The 24,853-nt window shown below is 65.3% G+C and carries 23 protein-coding genes; 12 read left to right on the forward strand and 11 right to left on the reverse strand.

Going from position 1 to position 24,853, the window contains the following annotated elements; genetic code table 11:
• The first annotated feature begins 185 nt into the window (after positions 1-185).
• Positions 186-809 carry a helix-turn-helix domain-containing protein gene (locus tag JMY28_RS28800; RefSeq protein ID WP_201699303.1) on the forward strand — a complete coding sequence of 208 codons (624 nt, stop codon included), beginning with the start codon at positions 186-188 and terminating at the stop codon, positions 807-809.
• A 10-nt stretch (positions 810-819) separates the two neighbouring features.
• On the opposite strand, the gene JMY28_RS28805 is transcribed toward JMY28_RS28800, so the two are convergent.
• Positions 820-1,845: a DUF1338 domain-containing protein gene (locus tag JMY28_RS28805; protein WP_201699304.1), complete on the reverse strand. Its 1,026-nt coding sequence runs from the start codon at positions 1,843-1,845 to the stop codon at positions 820-822.
• A gap of 155 nt (positions 1,846-2,000) precedes the next feature.
• Between JMY28_RS28805 and JMY28_RS28810 the strand changes: the two genes are divergently transcribed.
• The 4 genes from JMY28_RS28810 to JMY28_RS28825 all read left to right on the forward strand — a co-directional run bounded on the left by JMY28_RS28810 (position 2,001) and on the right by JMY28_RS28825 (position 6,397).
• Entirely contained in the window at positions 2,001-2,912 is a 912-nt protein-coding gene (locus JMY28_RS28810) for a LysR family transcriptional regulator (protein ID WP_201699305.1), read from the forward strand.
• A gap of 102 nt (positions 2,913-3,014) precedes the next feature.
• The gene (locus JMY28_RS28815; protein WP_201699306.1) at positions 3,015-4,256 is read left to right on the forward strand and encodes an NAD(P)/FAD-dependent oxidoreductase; all 1,242 of its coding nucleotides are present in this window, start codon (positions 3,015-3,017) and stop codon (positions 4,254-4,256) included.
• Positions 4,257-4,316: 60 nt separating this feature from the next.
• Entirely contained in the window at positions 4,317-5,225 is a 909-nt protein-coding gene (gene lhpI, locus JMY28_RS28820) for a bifunctional Delta(1)-pyrroline-2-carboxylate/Delta(1)-piperideine-2-carboxylate reductase (RefSeq protein WP_201699307.1), read from the forward strand.
• 80 nt (positions 5,226-5,305) lie between these two features.
• Positions 5,306-6,397, forward strand: a complete 1,092-nt coding sequence (locus JMY28_RS28825) for an asparaginase (protein ID WP_201699308.1) — start codon at positions 5,306-5,308, stop codon at positions 6,395-6,397.
• A gap of 56 nt (positions 6,398-6,453) precedes the next feature.
• Here the strand turns inward: JMY28_RS28825 and JMY28_RS28830 are convergent, their stop codons facing one another.
• Positions 6,454-8,724 (reverse strand): amylo-alpha-1,6-glucosidase, encoded by a 2,271-nt coding sequence (locus tag JMY28_RS28830; RefSeq protein ID WP_201699309.1) that lies wholly within the window; start codon positions 8,722-8,724, stop codon positions 6,454-6,456.
• A 237-nt stretch (positions 8,725-8,961) separates the two neighbouring features.
• Positions 8,962-10,263 (reverse strand): citrate synthase, encoded by a 1,302-nt coding sequence (gltA, locus tag JMY28_RS28835; protein WP_201699310.1) that lies wholly within the window; start codon positions 10,261-10,263, stop codon positions 8,962-8,964.
• A 361-nt stretch (positions 10,264-10,624) separates the two neighbouring features.
• On the opposite strand from gltA, the gene JMY28_RS28840 reads away from it, so the two are divergent.
• Positions 10,625-11,026, forward strand: a complete 402-nt coding sequence (locus JMY28_RS28840) for a hypothetical protein (protein ID WP_201699311.1) — start codon at positions 10,625-10,627, stop codon at positions 11,024-11,026.
• An 87-nt stretch (positions 11,027-11,113) separates the two neighbouring features.
• On the opposite strand, the gene JMY28_RS28845 is transcribed toward JMY28_RS28840, so the two are convergent.
• The 3 genes from JMY28_RS28845 to JMY28_RS28855 form a co-directional block, all read right to left on the reverse strand.
• The gene (locus JMY28_RS28845; protein WP_201699333.1) at positions 11,114-11,899 is read right to left on the reverse strand and encodes an alpha/beta fold hydrolase; all 786 of its coding nucleotides are present in this window, start codon (positions 11,897-11,899) and stop codon (positions 11,114-11,116) included.
• A gap of 229 nt (positions 11,900-12,128) precedes the next feature.
• Complete coding sequence (gene mreB / locus JMY28_RS28850; RefSeq protein ID WP_201699312.1) at positions 12,129-13,184, reverse strand: rod shape-determining protein; 1,056 nt, start codon at positions 13,182-13,184, stop codon at positions 12,129-12,131.
• A gap of 361 nt (positions 13,185-13,545) precedes the next feature.
• A complete protein-coding gene (locus JMY28_RS28855) occupies positions 13,546-14,196 on the reverse strand; it encodes an alpha/beta hydrolase (RefSeq protein ID WP_201699313.1) in 651 nt (216 codons plus the stop codon).
• Between the two features lie 280 nt (positions 14,197-14,476).
• On the opposite strand from JMY28_RS28855, the gene JMY28_RS28860 reads away from it, so the two are divergent.
• Positions 14,477-16,048 carry a DHA2 family efflux MFS transporter permease subunit gene (locus JMY28_RS28860; RefSeq protein WP_236597085.1) on the forward strand — a complete coding sequence of 524 codons (1,572 nt, stop codon included), beginning with the start codon at positions 14,477-14,479 and terminating at the stop codon, positions 16,046-16,048.
• Between the two features lie 10 nt (positions 16,049-16,058).
• On the opposite strand, the gene JMY28_RS28865 is transcribed toward JMY28_RS28860, so the two are convergent.
• Together JMY28_RS28865 and JMY28_RS28870 are read right to left on the reverse strand one after the other, a co-directional pair.
• Entirely contained in the window at positions 16,059-17,303 is a 1,245-nt protein-coding gene (locus JMY28_RS28865; RefSeq protein WP_201699314.1) for an NAD(P)/FAD-dependent oxidoreductase, read from the reverse strand.
• Between the two features lie 31 nt (positions 17,304-17,334).
• Positions 17,335-18,132 carry an ABC transporter substrate-binding protein gene (locus tag JMY28_RS28870; RefSeq protein ID WP_201699315.1) on the reverse strand — a complete coding sequence of 266 codons (798 nt, stop codon included), beginning with the start codon at positions 18,130-18,132 and terminating at the stop codon, positions 17,335-17,337.
• Positions 18,133-18,297: 165 nt separating this feature from the next.
• Here JMY28_RS28870 and JMY28_RS28875 point away from each other — a divergent pair, with 165 nt between their 5' ends.
• The 4 genes from JMY28_RS28875 to JMY28_RS28890 all read left to right on the forward strand — a co-directional run bounded on the left by JMY28_RS28875 (position 18,298) and on the right by JMY28_RS28890 (position 21,546).
• A complete protein-coding gene (locus JMY28_RS28875) occupies positions 18,298-19,269 on the forward strand; it encodes an ornithine cyclodeaminase family protein (RefSeq protein WP_201699335.1) in 972 nt (323 codons plus the stop codon).
• A 130-nt stretch (positions 19,270-19,399) separates the two neighbouring features.
• On the forward strand, positions 19,400-20,011 hold the full coding sequence (locus JMY28_RS28880) for a helix-turn-helix transcriptional regulator (RefSeq protein WP_236597091.1): 612 nt from the start codon (positions 19,400-19,402) through the stop codon (positions 20,009-20,011).
• 88 nt (positions 20,012-20,099) lie between these two features.
• Positions 20,100-21,026 (forward strand): glutaminase, encoded by a 927-nt coding sequence (locus JMY28_RS28885; RefSeq protein ID WP_201699317.1) that lies wholly within the window; start codon positions 20,100-20,102, stop codon positions 21,024-21,026.
• Positions 21,027-21,042: 16 nt separating this feature from the next.
• Positions 21,043-21,546, forward strand: coding sequence for a GNAT family N-acetyltransferase (locus JMY28_RS28890; RefSeq protein WP_201699318.1), 504 nt, complete (start codon positions 21,043-21,045; stop codon positions 21,544-21,546).
• 8 nt (positions 21,547-21,554) lie between these two features.
• On the opposite strand, the gene yfcF is transcribed toward JMY28_RS28890, so the two are convergent.
• On the reverse strand, positions 21,555-22,187 hold the full coding sequence (gene yfcF / locus JMY28_RS28895) for a glutathione transferase (protein WP_201699319.1): 633 nt from the start codon (positions 22,185-22,187) through the stop codon (positions 21,555-21,557).
• 97 nt (positions 22,188-22,284) lie between these two features.
• On the reverse strand, positions 22,285-22,557 hold the full coding sequence (locus JMY28_RS28900; protein ID WP_201699320.1) for a hypothetical protein: 273 nt from the start codon (positions 22,555-22,557) through the stop codon (positions 22,285-22,287).
• On the opposite strand from JMY28_RS28900, the gene JMY28_RS28905 reads away from it, so the two are divergent.
• A complete protein-coding gene (locus JMY28_RS28905) occupies positions 22,544-22,828 on the forward strand; it encodes a hypothetical protein (RefSeq protein ID WP_201699321.1) in 285 nt (94 codons plus the stop codon). The two genes, JMY28_RS28900 and JMY28_RS28905, sit on opposite strands and share 14 nt — an antisense overlap.
• 236 nt (positions 22,829-23,064) lie before the next feature.
• Here JMY28_RS28905 and JMY28_RS39385 read toward each other — a convergent pair whose 3' ends face one another.
• Positions 23,065-24,738: an FAD-dependent oxidoreductase gene (locus tag JMY28_RS39385; protein ID WP_201699322.1), complete on the reverse strand. Its 1,674-nt coding sequence runs from the start codon at positions 24,736-24,738 to the stop codon at positions 23,065-23,067.
• Between the last annotated feature and the right edge of the window lie 115 nt (positions 24,739-24,853).

The raw sequence follows: 24,853 nt of genomic DNA on the forward strand, positions 1-24,853 counted from the left end.
TGCGGGCGCCCTGCCTTGCGCGGTCTGGGTTTGCGTAAAAAATCATCAACTCCCATTTGGCCCATTTACTTAGTGATGCTATGGATACCCGGCACGACGCCGCGAACGCCACACGATATGCAAATGTTATGATCGGAAACATAGAGTACGATACGAACAATCTGCGAACATCCCCGAGTTCCCGAATGGAAACCCCGTCCATCAAGCCCGCCGAGCATGCTTCGGCGGAGCTGGGCAAGCGCGTCAAGGCGGCCCGGCTCAAGCACGATTACACGCTCGAGGCCGCCAGCCGCGTGTGCGGCGTGTCGCGCTCCACGCTCTCGAAGGTGGAAAACGGCGTCATGTCGCCGACGTTCGACGTGCTGCAGAAGATCGTTCACGGCCTGAAGATCGACCTCGGCGAACTGTTCGGCCCAGCGCCCAGGCCGCGCGCGAGCGGACGCCGCGCGCTCACCCGCAAGGGCGGCGGGCAGCGGCATGCGGCGGGCTGCTATCAGATGGAGTTGCTGGCAACGGAACTCGCGCACAAGGCGATGCACCCCTTTCGTATTCGCGTGACGGCGCACTCGCTGGACGAGTTCACGGAATGGGGGCGGCATGAAGGCGAAGAATTTCTCTTCATATTGAGCGGCTCGGTTTGCCTCTACTCCGAGCTTTACGCACCGACGCATCTCGAAGCCGGCGACAGTCTCTATTTCGACAGCCGCACGGGTCATGCGGCCGTCTCCACGAGCGAAGAGGACGCGGAAGTCCTCTGGCTTATCAACGAGCCGCACCCGGACACGCAAGACGGCGCGCCGGGCGTTTGAGACATCAACGTTACGCAGCGTTCGCGGTCATTTTGAAAATGCCGGTGGCATTGCCCGCGTCGAAGCGCAAATCGGTCTGCCAGCGCCGCGTGACCTGATCGAACGTGCGCTTGCGCGTGATGAACTCGTAGAACGAACCCGGCACCTCGCGCGTCACGCGCTGGCCGTCGGCCGCGCGGAACTCACGCGCTACGGTGTCGGCGCGATACGCCGTCTGAAACACGCGGCCTGAGCGCGAGGTCTCGACGTTGGGTTTCATCGGGCGCCCCTTGGCCTTCTCGTCGTCAGAAAGCTGGAAGACGTCTTCCACGCGGTCGGTCGCGTGATTGAAGGCGTTGCCTTCCGTTGCGATCCACGCCATTTCCGCGGATTCCTGCAGCAACGTCTCGTAGTCGGAAATAGATGGCACATCGTGCTGTCGCGCGAACGCCCCGACGATCATGGGCAGCAGTTGCAGCGCGACATCGAGCGGCAGCGAGCCGTCGCGTTCGAGTTCGGACAGCTGGGCAATGGCCAGCGGCGTGAGCGGGTCTTTCGACGCGCCCACCACGTTCGTCACGGCTTGCTGGAACGCCGCCGAAAAGCGCTCGGGGTGCAGCTCGCTCACGAAGAACTGCGCGATCTCGTCGGGCGCGTCTTCGTGGGCATAAGCGCGTCCCGTCATGCCGAGCTTGTCGAGCGGATAGCGGCCGTTCAAGCGAAAGCCGAGCGGGCGCAAAATGCGCGTGAACGCCGCTTCGCCGGGCGGCAGCGCGCCGTTCTGCGCCCAGCGCACCGTGCGCAGCGCGCCATGATCGAAGTACACCGCGCCGCCCTGCGCCACCGTGTCGTTCGTGTACGTGCGCCCGTTGGGCGAACGCTCCAGCAGGTCTTCGAACAGCGCCATGTTCATCGCCTGGGCGAGTTCGGCGCGCGTGACGGTGCCGCTTTCCCAGTCTTCGAGCATCGAAGGAAAGTTGAGCGTTGCAAAAAGGGTTTCAGTTTTCTCGCGGCCAAGCAGCGCGGACAACAAGCGTTCTACGTTCGAATTGCGCATCACCAATCTCACAGGAAACGACCGCTGGGCAGCGGTCATCAAACGGGCCTCTGGCCATCGGCTTCAGCCAGCTATACGTGAAACGCATTATTCGAATGGTTGCGCACCGCGTAAAGCGAGATTAAATTGTCACTTGATGAGTTTCCGGAATCACTATGCGCAAGTTCAAGATCCCGAACATGGGCGCGCTCACGGCGTTCGAAGCCGCGGCGCGCCACGAGAGCTTCACGCACGCCGCCAAGGAGCTGTTCCTTACCGAAAGCGCGGTGTCGCGCCAGATCGCCACGCTCGAATCGAATCTCGGCGTGCGCCTCTTCGTGCGCGCCAAGCAGCGGGTCGTGCTCACGCGCGCCGGCCGGCTCTATAGCAGCCAGGTGCGCCGTGCGCTCGAAAATCTGGATCGAGACACGCTCTCCATCATTGCGCACGGTAGCGGCGGCGGTTATCTGGAACTCGCCGTGCTGCCGACCTTCGCCTCCGAATGGCTCATTCCGCGCCTCAAGGACTTCTACGACCGCACGCCCGACGTGCGCGTGAACATGGGTGTGCGCACCGAGACGTTCTCGTTCGAGGAATCGCATTTCGAAGCCGCCATCCACTACGGCAAGCCCACCTGGCCCGGCACGTCGTCCGATTTTCTGTTCGGCGAGGAAGTGGTGCCGGTCTGTTCGCCGTCGCTGCTCGCCCGGCCCATCAAGAAGCCGCATGAACTGCTTGCCTACCCGCTGCTGCACTCCACCACGCGCCCCGACGCATGGACGCGCTGGTTCTCCGACCTCGGCGTGGAAGACAACGCCACCATGCACGGCGTGCGCTACGAACTGCACACGATGCTCATCGCAGCCGCCGCGGCCGGGCTCGGCGTGGCGCTGGTGCCGAAGTTCTTCGTGGAAGGCCAGTGCGAGCGGTTTGGCGTTGTCATTCCGTTCGAGGCGCCTGCTATCGCCGATGGCGGCTACTACTTCGTCTACCCCACCGAACTTAGCCACGGCAAGCCGCTGGAACTGTTCCGCGCATGGCTGATCGAGCAGGCGAGCGCCTATAGCGCCTCGCAAGGCCGCGAGTGATCCGCGGATCGAGTGCACGAGACATACGATCAGAAAAAAGTTTCCTATAGGAAATAGTTAGGTTAGCATCGGACGAAACCACTTCTTCGTCACGAGACAGGCATGGAAGACGTCGTCGTCATTGGTGCGGGCATCATCGGGGCCTGCGCGGCGCTCAACCTGGCGCAGCGCGGCATGCGCGTGCGTATCGTCGACAGCGCGCCGCCCGGCTCGGGCTGCTCGTTCGGCAACGCGGGGCTGATCGCGGTCGACCATGTCGCGCCGCTCGCGAGCCCCGAGACGATGGCCGGCTTGTCGCGCATGCTGCTGCGCCGCGACAGCCCGCTGCGTCTGCACAAACGCAGCCTGCCGCGCATGGCGCCGTGGATGCTGGAGTTCGCCGCTCAGGCGCAGCGCCCGCGCTTTCGGCGCAATACGCGCTCGCTCGCGAGTCTCGTCACAGGCGCGGCGCAAGCCTGGCGTCGTCTGCTGGATCGACATATCGCCGCCGAACTCTTTCGCGACATCGGCTCGCTTTACGTGTTCGAACAACCCGTTGCGCACGCAACGGAATGCGTGCAACTTGATCTGCTCGACCGGCACGGCGTGCGCTACGAGAATCTTTCGGCTGAGCAGGTGCGGCGCGACTATCTGCCATCGCTCACGCCCCATATCAGCCATGCGCGCTACTTTCCCGGTATGGCTTCGGTCACGAATCCGCAGCAGGTCGTCGTGCGCATTTTCGAGGCCGCGCTCGCGGCAGGCGCGAGCTTCACGTGCGCCGCCGTCGACGCGTTGCGCGCCCTGCCCGATGGCCGCATCGGCGTCACGCTGAATGGCGAGACGCACCCAGCCGCGAAGGTGCTGATCGCGGCCGGCTCACGCACCGCCGGTCTGGCGCGGCAACTCGGCGCGCGCATTCCGCTGACCAACGAGCGCGGCTATCACGTACAGCTCGCCGCGCCCTCGCAAGACACGCTGCGCGTGCCCGTGAGCTTCGTCGAGCGCGGCTTCACCTGCAATCCGATGGCGCAAGGCATCCGGCTTGCAGGCACCGTCGAGCTCGGCGCGCGCGGCGCCCCCGACTGGCGCCGCGCCGATCTGCTCGCCACGCAATTCCAGACGCTGTTTCCCGGCGAGCGAGCCCCGCAGGTCACGAGCCGCTGGTACGGCGAGCGCCCAACGCTGCCCGACTATCTGCCGATGATCGGCGAGATGCCCGGCGCACGGAATGCCTTCGTCGCGACCGGTCATCAGCATCTCGGCCTCACACTCGGGCCGCTCACCGGCGAACTCGTCGCACAATTGATGGCGCGCGACGCGCCCGCCGTCGATCTCGCACCGTTTCGCATCGACCGCTTTTGAGGCCGGGGCCGGAATTCACGCGGCCCCTTCCACGCATCATTCATCAGGAGAGAACATTCGATGGAGCCCATCGCGATTTACGACGCAACCGCCACGGCACGCCTGCTCGATTTCGGCGTGCTGCTCGACGCCCTCGCCACGGCCGCGCAAGACCACGACGCGGGCCGCATTCACGCGCCCGTGCGCACGGGCGTGCCGCTCAAGGGCAACGGCGTCATGCTCTCGATGCCCGCCAGCGCCGACGACATCGCCATCCACAAACTCGTGAGCGTGTGCCCCGCCAACACGGCGCTCGGCATGCCGACCATCTTTGGCGCGGTGACGGTGTGCAACGGCGCGACGGGCCAGCCCGAGTTCATTCTCGACGGCCCGACCGTGACAGGGCGGCGCACCGCGGCGCTCTCCATGCTGGGCGTGCGCCTCTTTCACCCGGGCGCGCCGCGTGCGTTCCTGGTGATCGGCACGGGCCAGCAAGCGCGTTTTCATGCCGAGGCGATCGGCCAGCTGTATCCGGCGGCGACGCTCTACGTGAAGGGCCGCACCGAGGCGTCCGAAGAGGCATTCCGCGCTCACCTCGCGCAGTCCGGCGTACGGGCGACGCCCGCGCACGGCGCGGTGCCCGATGAAGTCGATGTGGTCATCGCCGCGACCACGAGCAAGACGCCCGTGTACGACGCAGCGGCGCGCAAGGACAGGCTCGTGATCGGCGTTGGCGCCTTCACGCCGGACGCAGCCGAAATCGCGCAGGAAACGGTGCGCGCAAGCCGCGTGTTCGTGGACGATCTGGCAGCCGCGCGCGAAGAAGCCGGCGACCTGCTGCAGGCCGGCATCGACTGGGCGAACGTGCGCACGGTTGGCTCCGCTGTGGCGGACGGCGCGAAGCATGATGGCGCGCCCGTGCTATTCAAAACGGTCGGCAGCGGCGCGTGGGATCTCGCAGCGTGCCGCGTGGCGCGCGAAATGCGTTAGTCCGCCATCCGCATGCGCGCATTAGAATCGCACATCGATCGCGCAGCACGATCCCATCCGAGACCGAAGGCAGACGAACCATGACGACGAGCGCTCCCCAACCCGCCGTGAAAGTCCTGCGCGGCGGTGTCATCGAAACCACGCATGTCGCCCACATTGCCGTGGTCGACGCCCAGGGCCGCCTGCTCTATGCGTTCGGCGACCCGCATCGCATGACGCTCGTGCGCTCGGCGGCCAAGCCCGCGCAGGCGCTCGCCGTGGTCGAGACGGGGGCGCTTGCGCGCTTCGGCTTCGACGACGCCGATCTCGCGCTCATGTGCGCCTCACACAGCAGCGAGGATCGCCATATCGAGCGTACGCGCGCGATGCTCGCCAAGGTGTCCGCTTCGGAATCGGACCTGCGTTGCGGCGGCCACGCGCCGTTGTCCGACGCCGTGTACAAGGCATGGATCAAGCGCGACTTCACGCCGGGCGCGGTGTGCAGCAACTGCTCGGGCAAGCACGCAGGCATGCTTGCGGGCGCGCGCTCCATCGGTGCGGCGCTGGCCGATTACCATCTGCCTTCGCATCCCTTGCAGCAACATGTGAAACGCGTCGTAGCCGAGGTTTGCGATCTTCCCGAGACGGGTGTCGAGTGGGGCATCGACGGCTGCAATCTGCCCACGCCCGCCTTCCCGCTCGACCGGCTCGCCCGCCTTTTTGTAAAGCTCGCCGATGCGCAGGATCAGGCGAGTCGCCCAGGCTCGGTCGTGACCGACTCACGCTCACAGGCGCTCGCCCACATCTATCGCGCGATGACGTCGTATCCGGAACTCGTGGCGGGCGAAGGCCGCTTTTGCACGGCGCTCATGAGCGCGTTCGACGGCGCGCTCGTCGGCAAGCTGGGCGCGGCGGGCAGTTATGCGATTGGCGTGCGCTCAAGCGCGGCGACCGCCGCGCATACGGGGGGCCCGGCATTGGGTATCGCGGTGAAGATCGAGGACGGGGATCTAACCGCGCTCCATGCCACCGTCGTGGAAGTGCTGAGGCAACTACGCATTGGCACGACGGAACAAATTGCACAACTAAGTAAATTCGACGCCCCGCGCATCGTCAACACAATGGGCGTCGAGACGGGTTACGTCGCGCCGCAATTCACGCTGGAGCGCTTCGATCACCTGCCCGGCAAGTAAGGAAGAGATCAGCCAGGCGCGGGCTTCGAAAGCCCGCGCCAAACTCACAACAGCGCTCACAGCAGCGCCACCACCTTCACGTCGCTACGATCGGCCGACGCTACCACCTTGCCGTCCACACGGCGGAACATGAGCGTTACCGTATTCTTGCCCACGCGCAGATCGCCCACTTCGAGCCAGTCGATGCCTTCGGGCAGCATGGGCTGCTCGACACGCACCTCGTTGCGCGCTGCGTCGATCGTCACGCCAAGACACGCTTCGAGCATCATGAACGGCGAACCCGCCGCCCACGCTTGCGGCAGGCAGGCCACCGGATACGCCGTGGGCGGCTCGCCGCGCCGGCGCGGGAACCCGCAGAATAGCTCGGGCAAACGCATGTCGAACGTCACCGCAGCCTCGAACAGCGCCTGCAGGAGTCGCACCGCCGCCGCCTTGCGGCCATAGCGCGCAAGGCCGCGCGCGCAGAGCGCATTGTCGTGCGGCCAGACCGAGCCGTTGTGGTACGCCATGGGGTTGAAACGCGCCTGCCCCGCCGCGAGCGTACGCACGCCCCAGCCCGTATGGAATAGCGCCGATTCGAGCACTTCCGCCACCGCGCGGCCGCGCTCCTCCTCGGGCAATCCAAACGCAAGCAGATGCCCCGCATTGGAAGCCAGCACGCGGCACAGCTCGCCGTGACCATCGAGCGCAATGCCGTAGAACTCCGACTCCGGCATCCAGAACTTCTCTTCCACGCAGCGGCGGATTTTCGCCGCGCGCGCGGCGTAGCGCGCCGCGTCTTCCACCTGGCCGCGATGCGTGGCGAAGCGCGACATCGTCTCGAACGCCGCGCTCGCGTACGCCTGCACTTCGACAAGCGCGATCGGGCCATCGGGGAAACGGCCGTCCGCATGAAACACCGAGTCGTGGCTGTCTTTCCAGCCCTGGTTCGCCAGGCCGCCTTCCGATTCGCGCCGGTAGTCGAGCAGACCGAGTTTGTTGCGGTCGCACACACCTGCGACCCAGGCCGCCGCGCGCTCGAGCGCGGGCCACAACTCGTCGATCAGCGAGACGTCGCCGGTGCGTTCGACGTACGCGCCCGCCAGCACGACGAAGAGCGGCGTGGTGTCCACCCCGCCGTAGTAGAGCGCGAACGGCACTTCGCCCGTGGCGGCCATTTCGCTCTTGCGCATTTCGTGCATGATCTTGCCGACCGCCGCGTCGCGGAACGCCGAGTCCTCACGTGCCTGATGCTCCGCGAGAAAACGCAGCACGCCGCGCGCGAGCGCGGGCGTGAGCCACAGCGTTTGCAGCGACGTGATGACCGCGTCGCGGCCGAACGGCGTGGAGAACCACGGAATGCCCGCATACGGATACGGGCCGGTCGGCAGGTCGGTGGTGAGGAGACCCAGATCGGCAATCGAGCGGTTGATCCACGCATTGAAGAGCGGATTGCTCGAGCGCAGGCTCGCTGTCGCGCGGCGGCGTTCGCGCATCACGATGTGCGAGTCGACCAGCGCGGCGCGCACGGCGGCGCGGCCCACGCGCAGCTCCTTCGAATTCACGAGGCAATGCGCGGGCTGAAAGATGCCCGCGCTCTGCGTGCCGGGCGCGGCGCCGGGCAGCGCCTCCACTTCGATCGCGACCGTGAGGTAGATCGAGACGCACGCCTGCGCCGGCAGGTCCACGGTAAAGTCGGCGCGATCGGCGAAGAGCTTGTTCGGCGTGGGCGAGAACTCGATGCGCACGCGCCGCGCGACCATGTCGAGGCCGATGTACTCGAGGCGAACCTCGCCGTCCTCGACGCGCGGCGGCACGAGCGTGCCGCGCTTCTCGCGCTTCAGGCCGCGCACCTCGAACATGTCGCGGAAGTCGCTCGCGAATGAGATGGAGAGCGGCACCACGGCGTCTTCGGTCCCGTAGTTCGTGAGCTCGATGGCCTCGGTCATTAACGTGCCCGAGAGCACGCGCTCGCGCTGCACGTGAATCACGCCTTCGGGCGTGGTCGTGCCGCCAAGCGGCGGCAGCGGACGATTGGTGAGGTGCGCCGTGAACACGGCGTTGTCGCTGCTCACGCTGCCCGAGAGCAGCGAGGGCACGCGCCCGCCGAAGGTGAGGCGCAGCGACGAGAGCACGCGCGTGTCGTTGACGAAGAGGCCGTCGTCGATGCCGGTGATGTCGCCGAGCGGATCGTTGACGATGAAGGTGCCGCCCGACTTCAGCACATGCTGGTCGGCGCTCGCGATCTCGGGCGTTTCGGGCGCGATGAACGCGCTGTCGATTTCATGAACGGGATGGTCCACGCCGCTTGAGCGCGTGACGCCACCGAGTGTTTCAGGATCCTGCATTGCGTGCCTCCGGTCCCATCAAAGTGAATTACGGTACGGTTCGCTGCTGCTCGATTGTAGTGGCTTCGGCGTATGCGTTGGCGGCGATTGCGCCACGCTTGCCCGACAAATCGCCGGCAATTCCCAGCGCCTGCAAGGAACGTGCGCGGAAAAAATTGCGGGCGCCGGCACGACGTAACGTGCGGGCGCCCGTGGAGGCAAAGCATGGAGCACGCCGCAAGCGGCGCGCTGCGAGGATTAGCGTTGCGAAATCGGCTTGGCCTCACGCGGCGCTTCGCCGATGAAAAGCTGACGCGGACGGCCGATCTTCTGCTCGGGGTCTGCAATCATCTCGTTCCACTGCGCGATCCAGCCCACCGTGCGCGCCATCGCGAAGATGCAGGTGAACATCGAGGTCGGGATGCCCAGTGCGCGCTGCACGATACCCGAGTAGAAGTCGACGTTCGGGTACAGCTTGCGCGACACGAAGTATTCGTCTTCCAGCGCGATCTTTTCGAGCTGCATGGCGAGCTTGAAGAGCGGGTCGTCGTGCAGGCCCAGTTCGTTGAGCACTTCGTAGCACGTCTCGCGCATGAGCTTCGCGCGCGGGTCGTAGTTCTTGTACACGCGGTGGCCGAAGCCCATCAGCTTCACGCCCGAGTTCTTGTCCTTCACCTGCTCGATGAACTTCGGGATGTTGTCGACCGAGCCGATTTCTTCGAGCATATTCAGCGCGGCTTCGTTCGCACCACCGTGCGCCGGACCCCACAGGCAAGCGATACCGGCCGCGATACACGCGAACGGATTCGCGCCCGACGAACCCGCGAGACGCACCGTCGAGGTCGAAGCGTTCTGCTCGTGGTCGGCGTGCAGGATGAGGATACGATCGAGCGCGCGCACGAGCACGTCGTTGACCTTGTACTCTTCGCTCGGCGCGGAGAACATCATGCGCATGAAGTTCGCGCTGTACGAGAGGTCGTTCTGCGGATACACGAACGGCTGGCCGATCGTGTACTTGTACGCCATGGCGACGAGCGTCGGCAGCTTCGCGATCATGCGGATCGCCGACACCTCGCGATGCTGCGCGTTGTTGATGTCGAGCGAGTCGTGATAGAACGCGGACAGCGCGCCGACCGCCGCCACCAGAATCGCCATCGGATGTGCGTCACGGCGGAACCCCCGGAAAAAGAAGTGCATCTGCTCGTGAACCATCGTGTGGTTCGTCACCGAGGCCACGAATTCGTCCTTCTGCTGCTGCGTGGGCAATTCGCCCTTGAGCAGGAGGTAGCAGCTTTCGAGGAAATCGGCGTTTTGCGCGAGGTTGTCGATCGGGTAGCCGCGATAGAGCAATTCGCCCTTGTCGCCGTCGATATAGGTGATCGCCGAGTTGCACGCCGCCGTGGACATGAAGCCCGGGTCATACGTGAACATGCCGGTCTGGCCGTACAGCTTGCGGATGTCGATCACGTCCGGGCCCGTGGTGCCCTTGTAGACCGGCAACTGAACGCCTTCAGCGTGGCCGGGGATCGTGAGCGTGGCGTGTGTCTTCGAGTCGATCATTGTGTGTCCTTGAATTGCTCTTTCACTTCGCAACAGGACGCAGCCGCCGGCACCCATTCGTCCGGGCCGGCATTGCTGCGACCGCTTGCCGCATTCTACGGCGCGGTGCAGCATCGATTGATAGTGCAGCCAGCAACAATCCCTCTTCAAGCCCGCAACACTGCCAAGCTTGCGGCTTCCTTAACGTCGATTCCTGCAACAATATTTTGCTCTTGCAGCGCAACATGTCGCACCCCATCTTTGCGATACTGCTTGACATGCAAGGGTTTTCCATTACTTGCATTTTGTAATCTAGCCCGCGGCCACTCGCGGGCTTTTTCACCGCCACACGCGCTTAAAGCAAAACGTAAGGAAGCAACAGATGAACATCTCGGTCGATACCCTGTTCGCAGAAGACGAACAAGCAGAGGGCGCCGTCGTCACGGCACTCAACCACCAGGACATCGTGGTCGCACTCTCGGCTGCGCTCGCCAACGAACGCGTTGCCGTGCTGCACATGCTGTATCCGCGCACCGACGCACGCACGCACCGCAGTCTGGATCACCTCGTGGACGCGCTCAACGGCCACGGCCTGCACCAGGTCGCCCGCCTCGTTTCGCGGGAAGCGCACTATCTCGTGTTCAAGGATCCCGCGAAGGCATGGAAGGCCTTCCACGAAATCCGCAACGATTCGCTCGCGATCGGCGTGCACCTCTACTATGCGGGCCTCGTGGGTGAGGCCGCCGAGCACAAGCTCGACGCACACGCGCACGGCCGCGACTAAACGCAAGTCATTCGGACTGCGATATTTCTCGCAGCCAAAAGAAATGGCGGCCGCATTGCGTGGCCGCCATTCTTGCATCAGCGTGCCTCAGCGAGCGTGGCCGCTCACGAATCGATCGATCAATTCGTTGAACGCCGCGGGCCGCGCCAGATTCATCCCATGCGATGCGCCCGCCACAGTCGCGCGGCGCGCATCGGGCAGCCAGGCTTCGAGCGCCGTCACGGCCCGGTGAAACACTTCGGGACTCAGCTCGCCGTCGATCAGCAGCACGGGGCATTGCACCTCGGCGGCTTGCTCGCGCGTGTACGCGGGCAGCGAATCCTGAAACTGCGGCCCAAGCGTGTGGGCGTTGTCGGTGGCCATGCGGCGGAACGCATGCGTGCTCTTCGCCCAGAAGCCGGGCCGGCTCACCGAATCGACAAACAACTCCAGCCCCGCGTCCACCTGCCCCGACTCGATCAGCGCCACCGCGCGGGCGCGCAGCGCGTTGACGGTCTCGGGCAGCGTGGCGAGCCTCTGGCCCGGCTGCTGCACCGGGCCGCCCGGGTCGGCGAGCGTGAGCGTGCGCACGTGCTGCGGATGACGCAGCGCGAACTGGAACGACACCAGGCCGCCGCGCGAATGCCCGATCACGTGTGCAGGGCCCGCGCCCAAGGCTTCGACGAACGCTGCAAGTTCGTCCGCATGCTGCCGCCAGCTAAAGGGCTGACCGCGTGCAGCATCCGCGGCGGGCCAGTAGTGCGTGAGACTCACCGAAACACAGCGATACTGCCGCGCGAGGCCGGCTAGCTGCGGCTGCCAGTAGCGGTAGTCGCAAAGCGAGCCGTGCACGAAGAGAAGGAGTTCGCCCTCGCCCCGTTCGACATAGGGCACAGGCAGGCCGCCGGGCAGTTCGATAAACGCACCGGGGGCGGGAAAAGCGGCTGGATTCACGGCTGGACGATGTGAAGACTACGGGACAGCGGCGCACGGCTAGGGGCTGCGGGCAGTCCATTGCGGAGCGCGCCGGCAAAGTGGCGTATTGTCCCACGCCCGCGCCGCGCGCACCCGGCACGGCGGTGCCCTCACGGAGCGCCGCTTCTCCGCGAATCGGCTTGCGCCGTTATTCGACCAATTCGAACGCGTGCTCGCTCATGAGCGAGGCCGCCGCGCCCGCCCCGCGCACCGCACAGGTGAGCGGCTCGTCGGCCACGCGCACGGTCACGCCGAGTTCGGCGGCAAGGCATCGATCGAGCCTCACGAGCAGCGAGCCGCCGCCCGTGAGCACGATGCCGCTATCGGCGATATCGGTGACGAGTTCGGCCGGCGCCGTCTCGATCACCTGCCGCACCGCGTTGATCACGAGGCGCAACGGCGCCGCCAGCGCGTCCGCCACGTCATGGCTCGTGATCTCGACCGTGCGCGGCAGGCCGTCCTCCATGCTGCGTCCGGTCGCGCGCATGCGTTCGATGGGTTCGCCGTGGAGCGCACAGCCGATCGTCTTTTTCACGTGTTCGGCGGTCTGATCGCCCAGCACGACGCCATAGAGCGTGCGCACATGATCGACGATCGCGCGGTCGAACTGGTCGCCGCCCACGCGCACGGAACCGCTGCACGCCAGGCCGCCCAGCGCGACGATGCCCACTTCCGTCGTGCCGCCGCCGATATCCACGACCATCGAGCCCGTCGCCGCATGCACCGGCAGTCCCGCACCCAGCGCCGAAGCCAGCGACTCGCCGATCAGGTTCACGCTCGCGGCTCCCGCCGCGAAAGCCGCCTCGCGGATCGCGCGGCGCTCGACGCGCGTCGCGCCCGCCGGCACGCACACCGTGAATGCGGCACGGCGCCCGAGCAGACGGCGTGGCTGCGCCATCGCCACGAAGCGGCGCATCATGTGTTCGGCAGCGGAAAAATTGGCGATCACGCCGTGCGCAAGCGGCCGCACCGTCTCCAGATTAGCCGGCGTGCGGCCGAGCAGATCCTTCGCCTCGCGGCCCACCGCGGCCACCGTCGTCTCGCTCGCGCCCGCGCGACGCTCGAAGCAGACCACGGAGGGCTGGTTCAGCACGATGCCTTTGTCGGCGGTATAGATCAGCGTGTTGGCCGTACCGAGATCGAGCGCCACGTCCTGGCGGAACAGCCTTTTGGAAAAAATGGAATGCGGCTTGGCTCGGGCCATATTGGTCTGATGTGCAGTTTTTTTTGGCGACCCGGCAGACGAAGCGCCGACGGATGGCATTCCCGATGGCAGCCTCATCCAGGCAGCGCGAACTAGCCGCGCGCCGGGCGGAACGGCCTACGCGGCCGATAAGGTCGCGGCGACTCCCCGTATTAACGGCCGCGACCGGCGCGAACTTTAGCCGGTCCAAAAACAACTGACTAGCTTATCCGGAAAATATGGCCGAAATACGACACTGCGGGCTTATGCGAGTGCCCTTTTGTACCGATTTCCCTGTCGATGTCCCCTGCATCCGGGCCCATTCTCGCGAATTAACGGGGTCCGACCTCGCACCCCGCCCGCCATCCGATAAAGCGCGCGATCAGCCGCGCGCGAGCGCGCGCACCAGCGCGTCGCGCCCGAGCATGACGCCCTGTGGCGTGATCGTGTGGCCAACGCCCGGCAGCGCGAAACCGGTGACCGCAAATCCCGCGTCGCTGAACGCGGCGGCGGCGCGCTCCAGTTCGCTCGCCGGAATCACTTCGTCGTCCTCGCCGTGCACGAGCGTGAGCACCGTACGGCTTTTCGCGACCACGGGCGTGACGAGCCGGCCCGCATAGGCGACCACGGCCGCCGCGCCCGCCGCCTGCGTGGCCACGTGGTAGAGCGACATGATCGAGCCTTGCGAGAAGCCCACCAGCGCGAGCGCGTCGTGGCCGAGTCCCCAGTGGGCGAGTTCCGCGTCGAGCCTGCGCTCAAACACCTGCGAGGCGGCCACGACGCGCGCCTCGCGATTGCTCTCGCTGATGTCGCGCAGGCTGAACCACTGGCGTCCGCCAAAGCCGCCGTCGAACGGTTCGCTGCCGTCGAGCGACGTGAACGCGACGCCCGGCAGGGCATCGCGCCACACGTCGGCGAGTGGCGTGAGGTCCTGTGCGTTGCTGCCTACGCCGTGCAGCAGCACGACGAGCGCGCGTGCGGCGCCATCGGCTGGCGCCAGACGCCAGCCCCCTTCAAATGCTTCCCAGCTCATGGTTGGACCTCCCCTGTCCTGACGATCGTATTGTGTGTCCAGCGCACGCTTTTTGCGCGCCGCGCAACAGGCGCAAGGATACGCTCGCCGTGCGCCGTGCGTATGCAACACGCGATTTTCTGATGGTTACATAAAGCCGCGCGAAGCCGCCCAAGCGCCGGCGAAAGCCATTCGCGAGCGGCCGATGACCCTATGGCGCATGGGGATGCTCCCCGGCCCGAGATGGCAGGTGGCGATTGCAGGTATCCTGTGCCGCAAACCAGATACGCGGAGAACAAGCGTGAGCCAGCCCGCAGCTTCCACGTCGCCGCCAGCACCGCCGCCACCGCTCGAAGGCGGCAGGCTGATCCTCGCGACCATCGCCGTCGCGCTGGCGACCTTCATGAACGTGCTGGACACGTCGATCGCCAACGTCGCCATTCCGACCATCTCCGGCGACATGGGCGTTTCCGTGGACGAAGGCACGTGGGTCATCACCGTGTTCGCGGCGGCCAACGCCGTTTCCATTCCGCTCACCGGCTGGCTCACGCAGCGCTTCGGCCAGGTGCGCCTGTTCGTCGCCTCGATCTTCTCGTTCGTGCTGGCTTCGTGGCTGTGCGGCATCGCGCCCACGCTGCCCGTTCTGCTCATCGCGCGCGTGCTGCAGGGCGCCGTGGCCGGCCCACTCATCCCGCTCTCGCAGGCCATCCTGCTCGGCTCGTGGCCCAAGGACAAATCATCCACGGCGCTCGCGTTCTGGGCCATGACGACAACGGTCGGCCCGATCGCCGGACCCGCGCTCGGCGGCTGGATCACCGACAGCTACAGTTGGTCGTGGATCTTCTACATCAATATCCCCGTGGGCATCTTCGCGGGCTTCGTCACCTGGTCAATCTACCGCCACCGCGAATCGCCCACGCGCAAGCCGCCCATCGACATCGTCGGCCTCGGGCTCCTGATCGCCTGGGTCGCCTCGCTGCAGATCATGCTCGACAAAGGCAAGGACCTCGACTGGTTCAATTCGCCCGTGATCGTCGCGCTCGGCATCACCGCGCTCATCAGCTTCGCGTTCTTTCTCGTGTGGGAGCTGACCGAAGAGCACCCGATCGTCGATCTGCGGCTCTTCGGGCAGCGCAATTTCCTCGGCGGCACGGTCGCGATTTCGGTGGCGTATGCGGTGTTCTTCGGCAATCTCGTGCTGCTGCCGCAATGGATGCAGGAGTACCTGAATTACCGCTCCGTCGATGCGGGCCTCGTCACGGCACCGCTCGGGGTGTTCGCCGTGATCCTCGCTCCCGTGGTGGGGCGCCTCTTGCCGCGCTCGGACGCGCGCATCATCGCGACGATCGCGTTCATGATGTTCGCGGGGGTGTTCTACATGCGCTCGCAGTACGTGCTCGAGATCGATACCTTCCATCTCGTGCTGCCCACGCTGCTGCAAGGCATCCCCATGGCGCTCTTCTTCGTGCCGCTCACCGCCATCATTCTCTCGGGGCAGCCGCCGAGCCGCGTGCCGGCGGCGGCGGGCCTCTCGAACTTCGTGCGCGTGTTCTGCGGCGCGGTAGGCACCTCGATCGCGACGAACGCCTGGAACAACCGCACGATCCTGCATCACGCGCGGCTCACGGAGCAGGCTTCGATCAACAACCCGACCTTTGTCCAGGCGATCGACCAGACCCAGAAGGTGCTGAACCTGAGCGAGCCGTCCGCACGCGCGCTGTTCGACTTTCAGCTCAACTCGCAGGCCGCCATGATGGGGCTGAACGATATTTTCTATATCTCGGCGATCATCTTTCTCGTGATCATTCCGCTCATCTGGATCACGAAATCGACGAAGGGCGGTGGAGGCGGCGGCGCGGCGGGGGCACATTGACCCGCGCGGTCTAGCCAAAGCGCGCGGGCAAATACGGCGCGGGATCGGTAAACGGCGTTTCGCCGACGATCTGCTCGGCAACAAGGCGCGCCGTGACCGGCCCGAGCGTGAGGCCGTGGTGGTTATGGCCAAACGCGAACCACAGCCCGGTATGGCGCGGCGCGGGCCCCAGCACCGGGCGCATGTCGGGCGTGCAGGGGCGCAAACCCATCCACGGTGTTTCATCGAGCCGCGCGCCAAGGCCGAACACGGGTCGCGCCTCGCGCTCCGCCGCGTCGAGCTGCGTGTAGTTGGGCGCACGCTCGCGCGTGGCGAGTTCCACGCCCGTTGTGAGTCGCAAGCCGCGGCGCATCGGCGCAACCACGTAGCCGCCTTCGATATCCACCACCGGACGCACGAGCGGCGCGCGCGCCTCGCTCGCGTAGTGCATGTGATAACCGCGCTTGACCATGAGCGGCACGCGGTAACCGAGCGGCTGCGTCACAAGATCCGACCACGGACCGAGCGCCACGACGGCAAGCTCGGCGCTCACCGGGCCGTCCTCGGTCTGCACTCGCCAGCCCTTGCCTACCGCTGCAAGCGTACGCGCATCGCCGCGTGCGAACGCCCCGCCGTCGCGCAAGAATAGTTGTGCGTAACCCTTCGTCAACGCACCCGGGTCCGCCACGCTTGCGGGATCGATCCAGTGGATCGCGCCCGCATAGCCTTCGCCAAGCGAAGGCTCAAGCGCGCGCAAGCCCTGAGCGTCGAACGTTTCGATATGCAAGGCATGCGCGTCCGCCACGCCGCGCGCCGTCCGCATTTCCTGCTCGAACGGTCCGGGCGAGCGCCACGCCTCCAGCCAGCCCGTCGGCCGCACGATGTCGCGCAGGCCCGCACGGGCGACGAACGCGTCGTGCTCGGCCACGCTGCGCTCGATAAGCGGCAGCATGTCCCGCGCGGCCTGCGCGAGCCGCGCCGGCGACGACTCGCGCCAGAACGACGCGAGCCAGCGCGCGTAAGCGGGCAGCGAGCGCACGTCGTAGCGCAGCACCGTCGAGTCGTTGCGCACGAGGCGCAGCAGCGTGCGCCAGTCGCGCGGAAAACCGTAAGGCACGACCGACGACGACTCGATCAACCCTGCGTTGCCGTGGCTCGTTTCCTCGCCAGGCCCACGCCGGTCGACGAGCGTGACCTGCACGCCGCGCGCCTGCAGATGGAGCGCGACGCTCACGCCCACGATGCCCGCGCCGAGAACGATCGCGCTCCTGGTCATGAATCTGCTCTCGACACCGAAGTCATGACGATCACTTCGCGACGATATCGCGGCCGAAGTACTTCATCGACAGCTTCGTGAGCGTGCCGTCCTGGCGCAGCGAGTCGATGGCCGCAACCACCTTGGCCTTGAGCGCCGCGTCGTCCTTGCGCATGCCGAAACCGGTGCCTTCGCCGAGCGTGGTCGGATCTTTGAGCGGCGCGCCCGCAAAGGCGAAGCCCTTGCCCTGGGGCTTCGAGAGGAAGCCGTCGGTGGCGGTCTGCACTTCCTGGACCGCGGCGTCCAGACGCCCGGCCGCGAGGTCCGCGAAAATCTGGTCCTGGTTCTCATACGTGACGACGTTCACACCCTGCGTGCCCCAGTGCTTGCGCACGTAGTCTTCCTGCGTCGAGCCTTGCAGCACGCCCACCGACTTGCCCTTCAGGCTCGCGGGCGTGGGCGCGAGACCCGACCCGCGCTTCGCGACCATCTGGATCGGCATCACGTAGATGGCGGGCGTGAACGCAATCTGCTGACGCCGCTTCTCGGTGATATTCATCGCCGAATTGATGACGTCGAACTTGCGCGCCTCGAGCGCGGCGATCAGGCCGTCAAAGCTGTTCTCCACCCATACGCACTTCATCTGCAGCTTCTGGCACACGGCATTGCCGATATCGATGTCGAAGCCCTGCAGATCGCCCGAGGGCGTCTTGCTCTCGAACGGCGGATAGGACGCCTCCACGCCGAAGCGCAGCGTTTTCGGGTCCTGCGCGTGCGCCGCGGCCGCCGTCATGCCCGCAAAGCATGCAAGGCTGGCCGCAGCCGCGAAGCGAATGATCTTCCTGTTCATCGTCGTCACCCAATTCGTAATAAGTATCTGTTCGAGCGCTTTGCCCTTTCGTGCGGCGCCCTCTTGCGAGGGCCGCGGCCGCAGGAGGAATATAGACGAAAAATAAAAAGAAAGTCTAGAATGGACAAAAATGTCTACACCGTGATTCCGGAGCTCAGTATGACCATGACGTCCCAACCCACCGCTGCGCCGCTCGTCGTCGATGCCGCCCAGGTGCGCGCGGCCCTGCCCAGCCTCGACGTGCGCGGCGAACTCGGCCGCCTTTTCGCCTCGCTGGGCCGCGGCGACGCCGTGCAGCCGCCGCAAACCCTCACGCTGTTCCCGAAGGGCGCTGGCGACTTCATCACCTATCTCGGCGTGCTCGCCGAAAGAGACGTGTTCGGCGCGAAGCTCTCGCCGTACATCGTGGGCGCGAACGGCCAGCCTCCCGTCATCACCGCCTGGACTGCGCTGATGTCGATGAAGACGGGCCAGCCGCTCATGTGGTGCGACTCGGCGCTGCTCACCACGGAACGCACCGCGGGCACCACGGCGCTCGCCGTCGACCAGCTTGCGCCGCGCGAGGCGAAGCGCCTGGCCGTGATCGGCTCGGGCGCCGTCGCGCTCGCGCATATTCGTCATGTTGCGCCGCTGCGCGCGTGGGAAACCATTCGCGTGTACTCGCCGACGCTCGCCGGCGACGCTAAACGCCAGGCCGAATTACGCGCGCTCGACACACGCACAAGCGCAACGGAAACACCCGAAGCCTGCGTGCACGACGCCGACGTGGTGATGCTGTGCACCTCGTCGGGCAAGCCGGTTCTCGCGCTGGATGCCCTCACGAAGCCCGCGCTCATCACCTCGATCAGCACGAACGTCGCGCAGGCCCACGAGATCGATCCGGCCGCACTGCCCTCGCTCGACGTCTACTGCGACTATCGCCACACCACGCCGCAAAGCGCGGGCGAAATGGTGCTGGCCACACGCGAGCACGGCTGGTCGCCGGAATCGATCGTGGGCGATCTCGCGGAACTCGCCAACAATGCGTGCCCCCGGCCGGCCTACGCGCGCCATGCGTTTTTCCGCTCGATTGGCCTCGGTCTCGAAGACATCGCCGTCGCGCACGCGCTGTACGAGCACCTGCGTAACGTCCGCTGATGCGCGGCGTCGAGCGATCGCAGTATCATCGACGTCCTTCCTGCCGCAACCCTGTCCGAGTCCGATGCCGAAACGAGAAAGCGACACAACCCGCGTGAAAAAAATCGCCAGCCCGAAAACGTCGCGCGAGATGCTGCTCGCGCGGTACGCGCACGTGGCGGACAGCATCACGACGCTGTTCTTCCCGTTCGCGGAAGTCGTGATTCACGACCTCTCGGACCAGACGGTGGCCTACCTCTCGAACAATCTTTCGAAGCGCGAGATCGGCGACGATTCGGCACTCGAAGACGTCGAGGAAACCACGCGCAACAAGCTGCTCGGCCCTTACGAGAAGGTGAACTGGGATGGCCGGCGCATGCGCTGCGTGAGCACGGCGCTGTTCGACGACGAAGGGCGTGCGGCGGGCGTCATGTGCATCAACTTCAACATCGCCGCGTTCCAGGACGTGCAGGCCACACTCGACCTGTTCCTGCGCGGCGTGGGCGTGATCGCGCAGCCCGATGAACTCTTCAAGGACGACTGGCAGGAGCGTATCAACACCTTTTTGCACGGCTGGCTGCGCGAGAGGCAGATCGCGCTCAATTCGCTCACGCGCGAGCACCGGCGTGAACTGGTCGAAGCGCTGTATGCCGAAGGCGCGTTCAAGGGTAAGAGTTCGGCCAACTATGTGGCGAAGGTGCTGGGCATGGGGCGGGCGACGGTCTACAAGCATCTGCGCGAAATGAAGACGGAAGCCGAATAGCGCGCAACGAAGCCGTGGCGGTGGGCGCGAGCCGCTACAATCGCGGGGACCGCGGCGCACGCGCCGCCGCGACTGCCCTGCGCCGCCCATGAATCACACGCTCGACTACACCCCCATCCTCGACGCCATCCATCGCGACCTGCAGCCGTATATCGGCACGGGGCGAGTTGCCGACTACATCCCCGAACTCGCCACGGTGCGCGCCGATCACTTCGGCATGGCCATCGTGACAGTGGACGGCCAGGTGTACCGCACCGGCGACGCGGACGTGCGCTTTTCGATCCAGAGCATTTCGAAGCTGTTCGCGTGCACGCTCGCCTTCCAGCTGCTTGGCGACGCGCTTTGGCAGCGTGTGGGCCGCGAGCCTTCGGGCACGGCGTTCAACTCGCTCGTGCAACTCGAATTCGAAGCGGGCAAGCCGCGCAATCCGTTCATCAACGCAGGCGCGCTCGTCGTGACCGACGTGCTGTGCCGCCGCTTCGTGCAGGCGGAAACCGCGCTCGTCGATTTCCTGCGGCGGCTCTCGGGCGAGCCTGGCATCGACTACGACCTGCGCGTCGCGCAGTCGGAACTCGCGAACGCCGAGCGCAATCGCGCGATGGCGCATTTCATCGCGAGCTTCGGCAACCTGGAAATGCCCGCCCACGCCGTAATCGACGCCTACTGCCGCCAATGCGCAATCTCGATGAGCTGTGTGGAACTGGCGCGCGCGGCGCTCTTTCTGGCTAACGGCGGCGTCTCGCCCGTGAGCGGCGAACATGTGCTCGACGCGAGTTCGGCCAAGCGGCTTTCTGCGCTGATGCTGACCTGCGGCACCTACGACGCGGCGGGCGATTTCGTCTACCGCGTGGGCTTGCCTGCGAAGAGCGGCGTGGGCGGCGGGGTCATCGCGGTGCTCCCCGGCGAATTTGCGGTGTGCGTCTGGTCGCCGGGGCTCGATACGACGGGGAATTCGCTGGTGGGTTCACTGGCGCTGGAGTGGTTGACGACGCGCACCGGGCGCTCGATTTTCTGAATCTTCGGTGAACGCCATGCCACTCCGCATCCGCGAAGAAACGCCTGCCGATCACGCCGCCATTCACGCGTTGACCGAGACCGCGTTTCGAAATGCGCCGCATACGAGCCACACGGAGCAGTGGATCGTCGATGCATTGCGAGAAGCGGGGGCGCTTGCGATTTCACTGCTTGCCGAGGACGAATGTGAGATCGTCGGGCACGTGGCGGTTTCGCCCGTCGCGCTTTCAGATGGTTCGACCGGCTGGTTCGGGCTCGGGCCGATCTCGGTCGCACCGGCGCGTCAAAGGCAGGGCATTGGCGCGATGCTGACGAAACTCGCCCTGGATACGCTGCGCGAACGAGGCGCGGCGGGCTGCGTGGTGCTCGGGGATCCGGCGTACTACGCACGCTTTGGGTTCAAGCCTGAGCCCACGCTCGTGCTGCCTGGCGTGCCGGCTGAATACTTTCAGGCGATAGCGTTGCGCGGTGAAGTGCCCGCCGCGAACGTGCGATATCACACGGCGTTCGGGGCGGGCTGACGCACGCCTTAAAGCGGCGGCCTCTCGAGTCTGAGCCAGCGCTGAACCGAAGGCCTCTGCCACTGATACAGGGCGTACTGCGCCAGCCGTTGCGGCACCGGATCGCCGTTCAGAACCAGACGGTTCAGCATCAACGCAAGGTCCACGTCGGCGATCGACCATTCGCCGAAAAGATGCTTTTCGCCTTGCGCGAGCAGCGCTTCGGCCATCGCAAAGAGCTTGTCTGCGGCGCATTGTGCCGCGGCGGAGAGTGGCGTCGCGCTCGGGCCGTAAAACACGACCTCGGTCGAGCGCTCCTGGCGGATTGGCATGAGATCGCTGCGCAGCCACGCCTGAACCTGGCGCGCGCGGGCGCGTAGTTGCCGGTCCCTCGGATAGAGCGCAACGCCGGGCATCGTTTCGTCCAGGTACTCCGTAATCGCCGAGGATTCCGAGAGCGCGAAGCCCTCGTGGATCAGGGTCGGCACGCGCCGCGTAAGCGACTTCGCCGCAAAATCCGGCTTCTGGTTCTCGCTTTTCCCGAGATCGACGGTTGAAAGCTCGAACGTAAGCGCCTTCTCGTGCAGCGCGACGAAGACAGACATCGCGTAGGGACTGGCGTATTGAGCGTCGGTGTAAAGCTGGAGAGTTGGATTTGTCAAAGTCGGCTCCGTGGTTAGCGTCGACGATGGTAGCAAGCGCGGCCGCCGTCGCGCTTGACCAACGGCAGGCCGATCGAATCAGCCCCGCCGCCGCCCTTCACGCCGTGGTCGAAACGAGCCCCGTAGTCTTGCCATTGGCGACCATCAACTGCGCCAGCGAACTCTGCGCGCTCTCCAGTTGCGACGCGATCTGGCTGACCTGACTCGTGTCCGAGCTTTGCGACGCCGAGCTCAACGCGCTTTGCGCGCTTTGGATCTGCGCCTTGATCTGGCTGATCGCTCCCGAGTTCGAGCCTTGCGCCGCCGCGCTGGAAGTCTGCGACGTCACTTGCGCGAGTTGCGCCTGAAGCGACGCGATGAGCGCATTCAATTCATCGAGTTCGCTCGACGAAGAACTGCTGAAGGATGCCGCGCCGCCTCCACCACCGCCTCCGCCCGCCCGCGACTTCGCCGACGTGCTTTGCGTCGAAGTCGATGTGGTGCCGCTGCTGGACGCGCTCGTCGACGAACCCGTCGTGCCGTCGCCGTTCGAATTCGACGATGCCGTGCCCGAGGAAGCGCCATTGCCCGCGCCGCTCGTTGAAGTCTGCGCACCGGTGCCCGCATTCGAAGCCGAGCCGCCGCTCGTACCGCTGCCGTAGGCGGTCGTAGCCGGACTAATGGGTTGAATCTGCATGGAACCTTTCTCGCCGTAAGTTGAGACGCTACGAGCCGCCGAATAACGCCGTACTCGTGTCTTATCGGCAAGCCTGAAGGGTTCTTGAGCCCACTCACCCGCTTTTTTTATTCAGCGCCATATCGCCATCTTCGGCAGTCCGGCCACCGGTGACTCTCAACTCTCTCCATCGCTGACGAATCGGGTAACGCTCGACAGGCGTTACCCTCTGCTTGCAAGATATTGATGAATGGCCTGAATGGCGCCTGCTCCTTCTCCGACGGCGGCTGCTACTCTCTTGACGGAATTACTCCGCACGTCGCCCGCGGCAAAGATACCGGGCCGGCTCGTCTCGAGATCATGCGGCGGCCGGTCTGCTTTCCACTTTTCGCCGGTAGCGGCGCCGGTCAGCACAAACCCGTTCTTGTCCAAGGCGACACAATCGCCAAGCCAGCGGGTATTGGGCTGGGCGCCAAGAAAAAGGAAGACGTGCCGAATGGGCTTCTGTTCGATTTGTCCCTGCCGGTCCCACACTATTGCCTCAAGTCTCGACTCGCCCAATAACTCGACGATCTGTGTGCTCGTGTGAACCGTGATGTTGGCTGCCGCGTTGATCCGTCTGATCAGATACGCCGACATGCTTGCGCTAAGTCCTTCACCGCGAACCACGACATGGACATGACGCGCGAACCTCGCCAGGTATACCGCGGCTTGTCCGGCCGAATTCCCGCCGCCCACCACGATCAATTCTTCGTTGTTGCAGAACCCGCCCTCCATAAATGTCGCGCTGTAGTAGACGCCGCGACCTTCAAAATGCTCAAGGCGGGGAAGCTCCGGCTTTCGATAGCGCGCACCGGTGGCGATAACGACAGCACGAGCGTACACGCGCTCGTCATGATCGAGGCCAATGCGAAACGATTGGTTGTCTGTGCAGTCGATCGTCAGTGCCTCGATGGGCACGCCGACCTCGGCGCCGAACTTACGGCATTGAGACAAGCCGCGGCCGGCTAGCGCCTGCCCGGATATGCCAGTCGGGAAACCAAAGTAATTTTCGATCTTCGAACTGGTGCCGGCCTGACCTCCCGGCGCCTTGGCATCCAGAACCGCCACCTTCAATCCCTCCGATGACGCGTACACCGCGGCTGCGAGCCCTGCGGGTCCCGCACCCACCACAACGAGGTCGAAGTGCTCGCCATCGAGCCGGTCGGGACTCAGGCCGATCGCATCTGCGACGGCCCTGTGGCTGGGCTGCATCAGCACGTTGCCTTGCATCGTGACCACGATCGGGATGTCGGCTTCCGTTACGCCATAACGTGTCAGGAGTTCTTTCGCCTCGGGATGCTCGACAATATCGAAGTAGGCCGAGGGTTGGCCGTTACGGCTCAGGAAGTGGCGCAGGTGTAGCGTACGGGCCGAGGACGTACTGCCAATCACCATCAAGCCTACCTGTTGACCTTTGATGAAGGCGACCCGGCGCAGGATATAGGCGCGCATGATCGTTTCGCTTAGTTCTGCTTCGGCAATCACAAGCACATGCAGCGATTCCTCGTCGATGACGATGACCTCGCAATCGCTCTGGGCGCGTGTCGTGGCCACCGCGGCGCGGCCGGCGAGCGTGCCAACCTCGCCGGTGAAACTGCCCGGACCATGTGTGCCAAGTAATCGAGGGCCCTGAACGGACGCTCTGGTCGCCTCGATCGTTCCGGAAAGAATGGCGAACATCCCCGTGTGCCGGTCGCCTTCGGTATAGAGGATGTCGTTGGCTTTCAGCTTGCGTCGCTCGCCGTATCGCTCAAGTATTGCCAGTTCCGTTTCGGTCAGCGTGGGATAGACCTGATGGTAGCGGCTGCCGCCTGACGACAGCTCGTCGGGGTTGCCTGAAGCGTCGTTGCTCATGGCGGGCTTATATGGGCGCCTCCCGGTTTGCCAGGTGATGTTCAATGTGCGGCGCACAGGATCAGGTTGCAGACTTATATCCGGCCTTTGATGCGGACACGGGTCCGCCGGCCCT

It is taken from the genome of Paraburkholderia hiiakae (assembly GCF_904848665.1).
In the GTDB taxonomy this organism is placed as follows: Bacteria; Pseudomonadota; Gammaproteobacteria; order Burkholderiales; family Burkholderiaceae; genus Paraburkholderia; species Paraburkholderia hiiakae.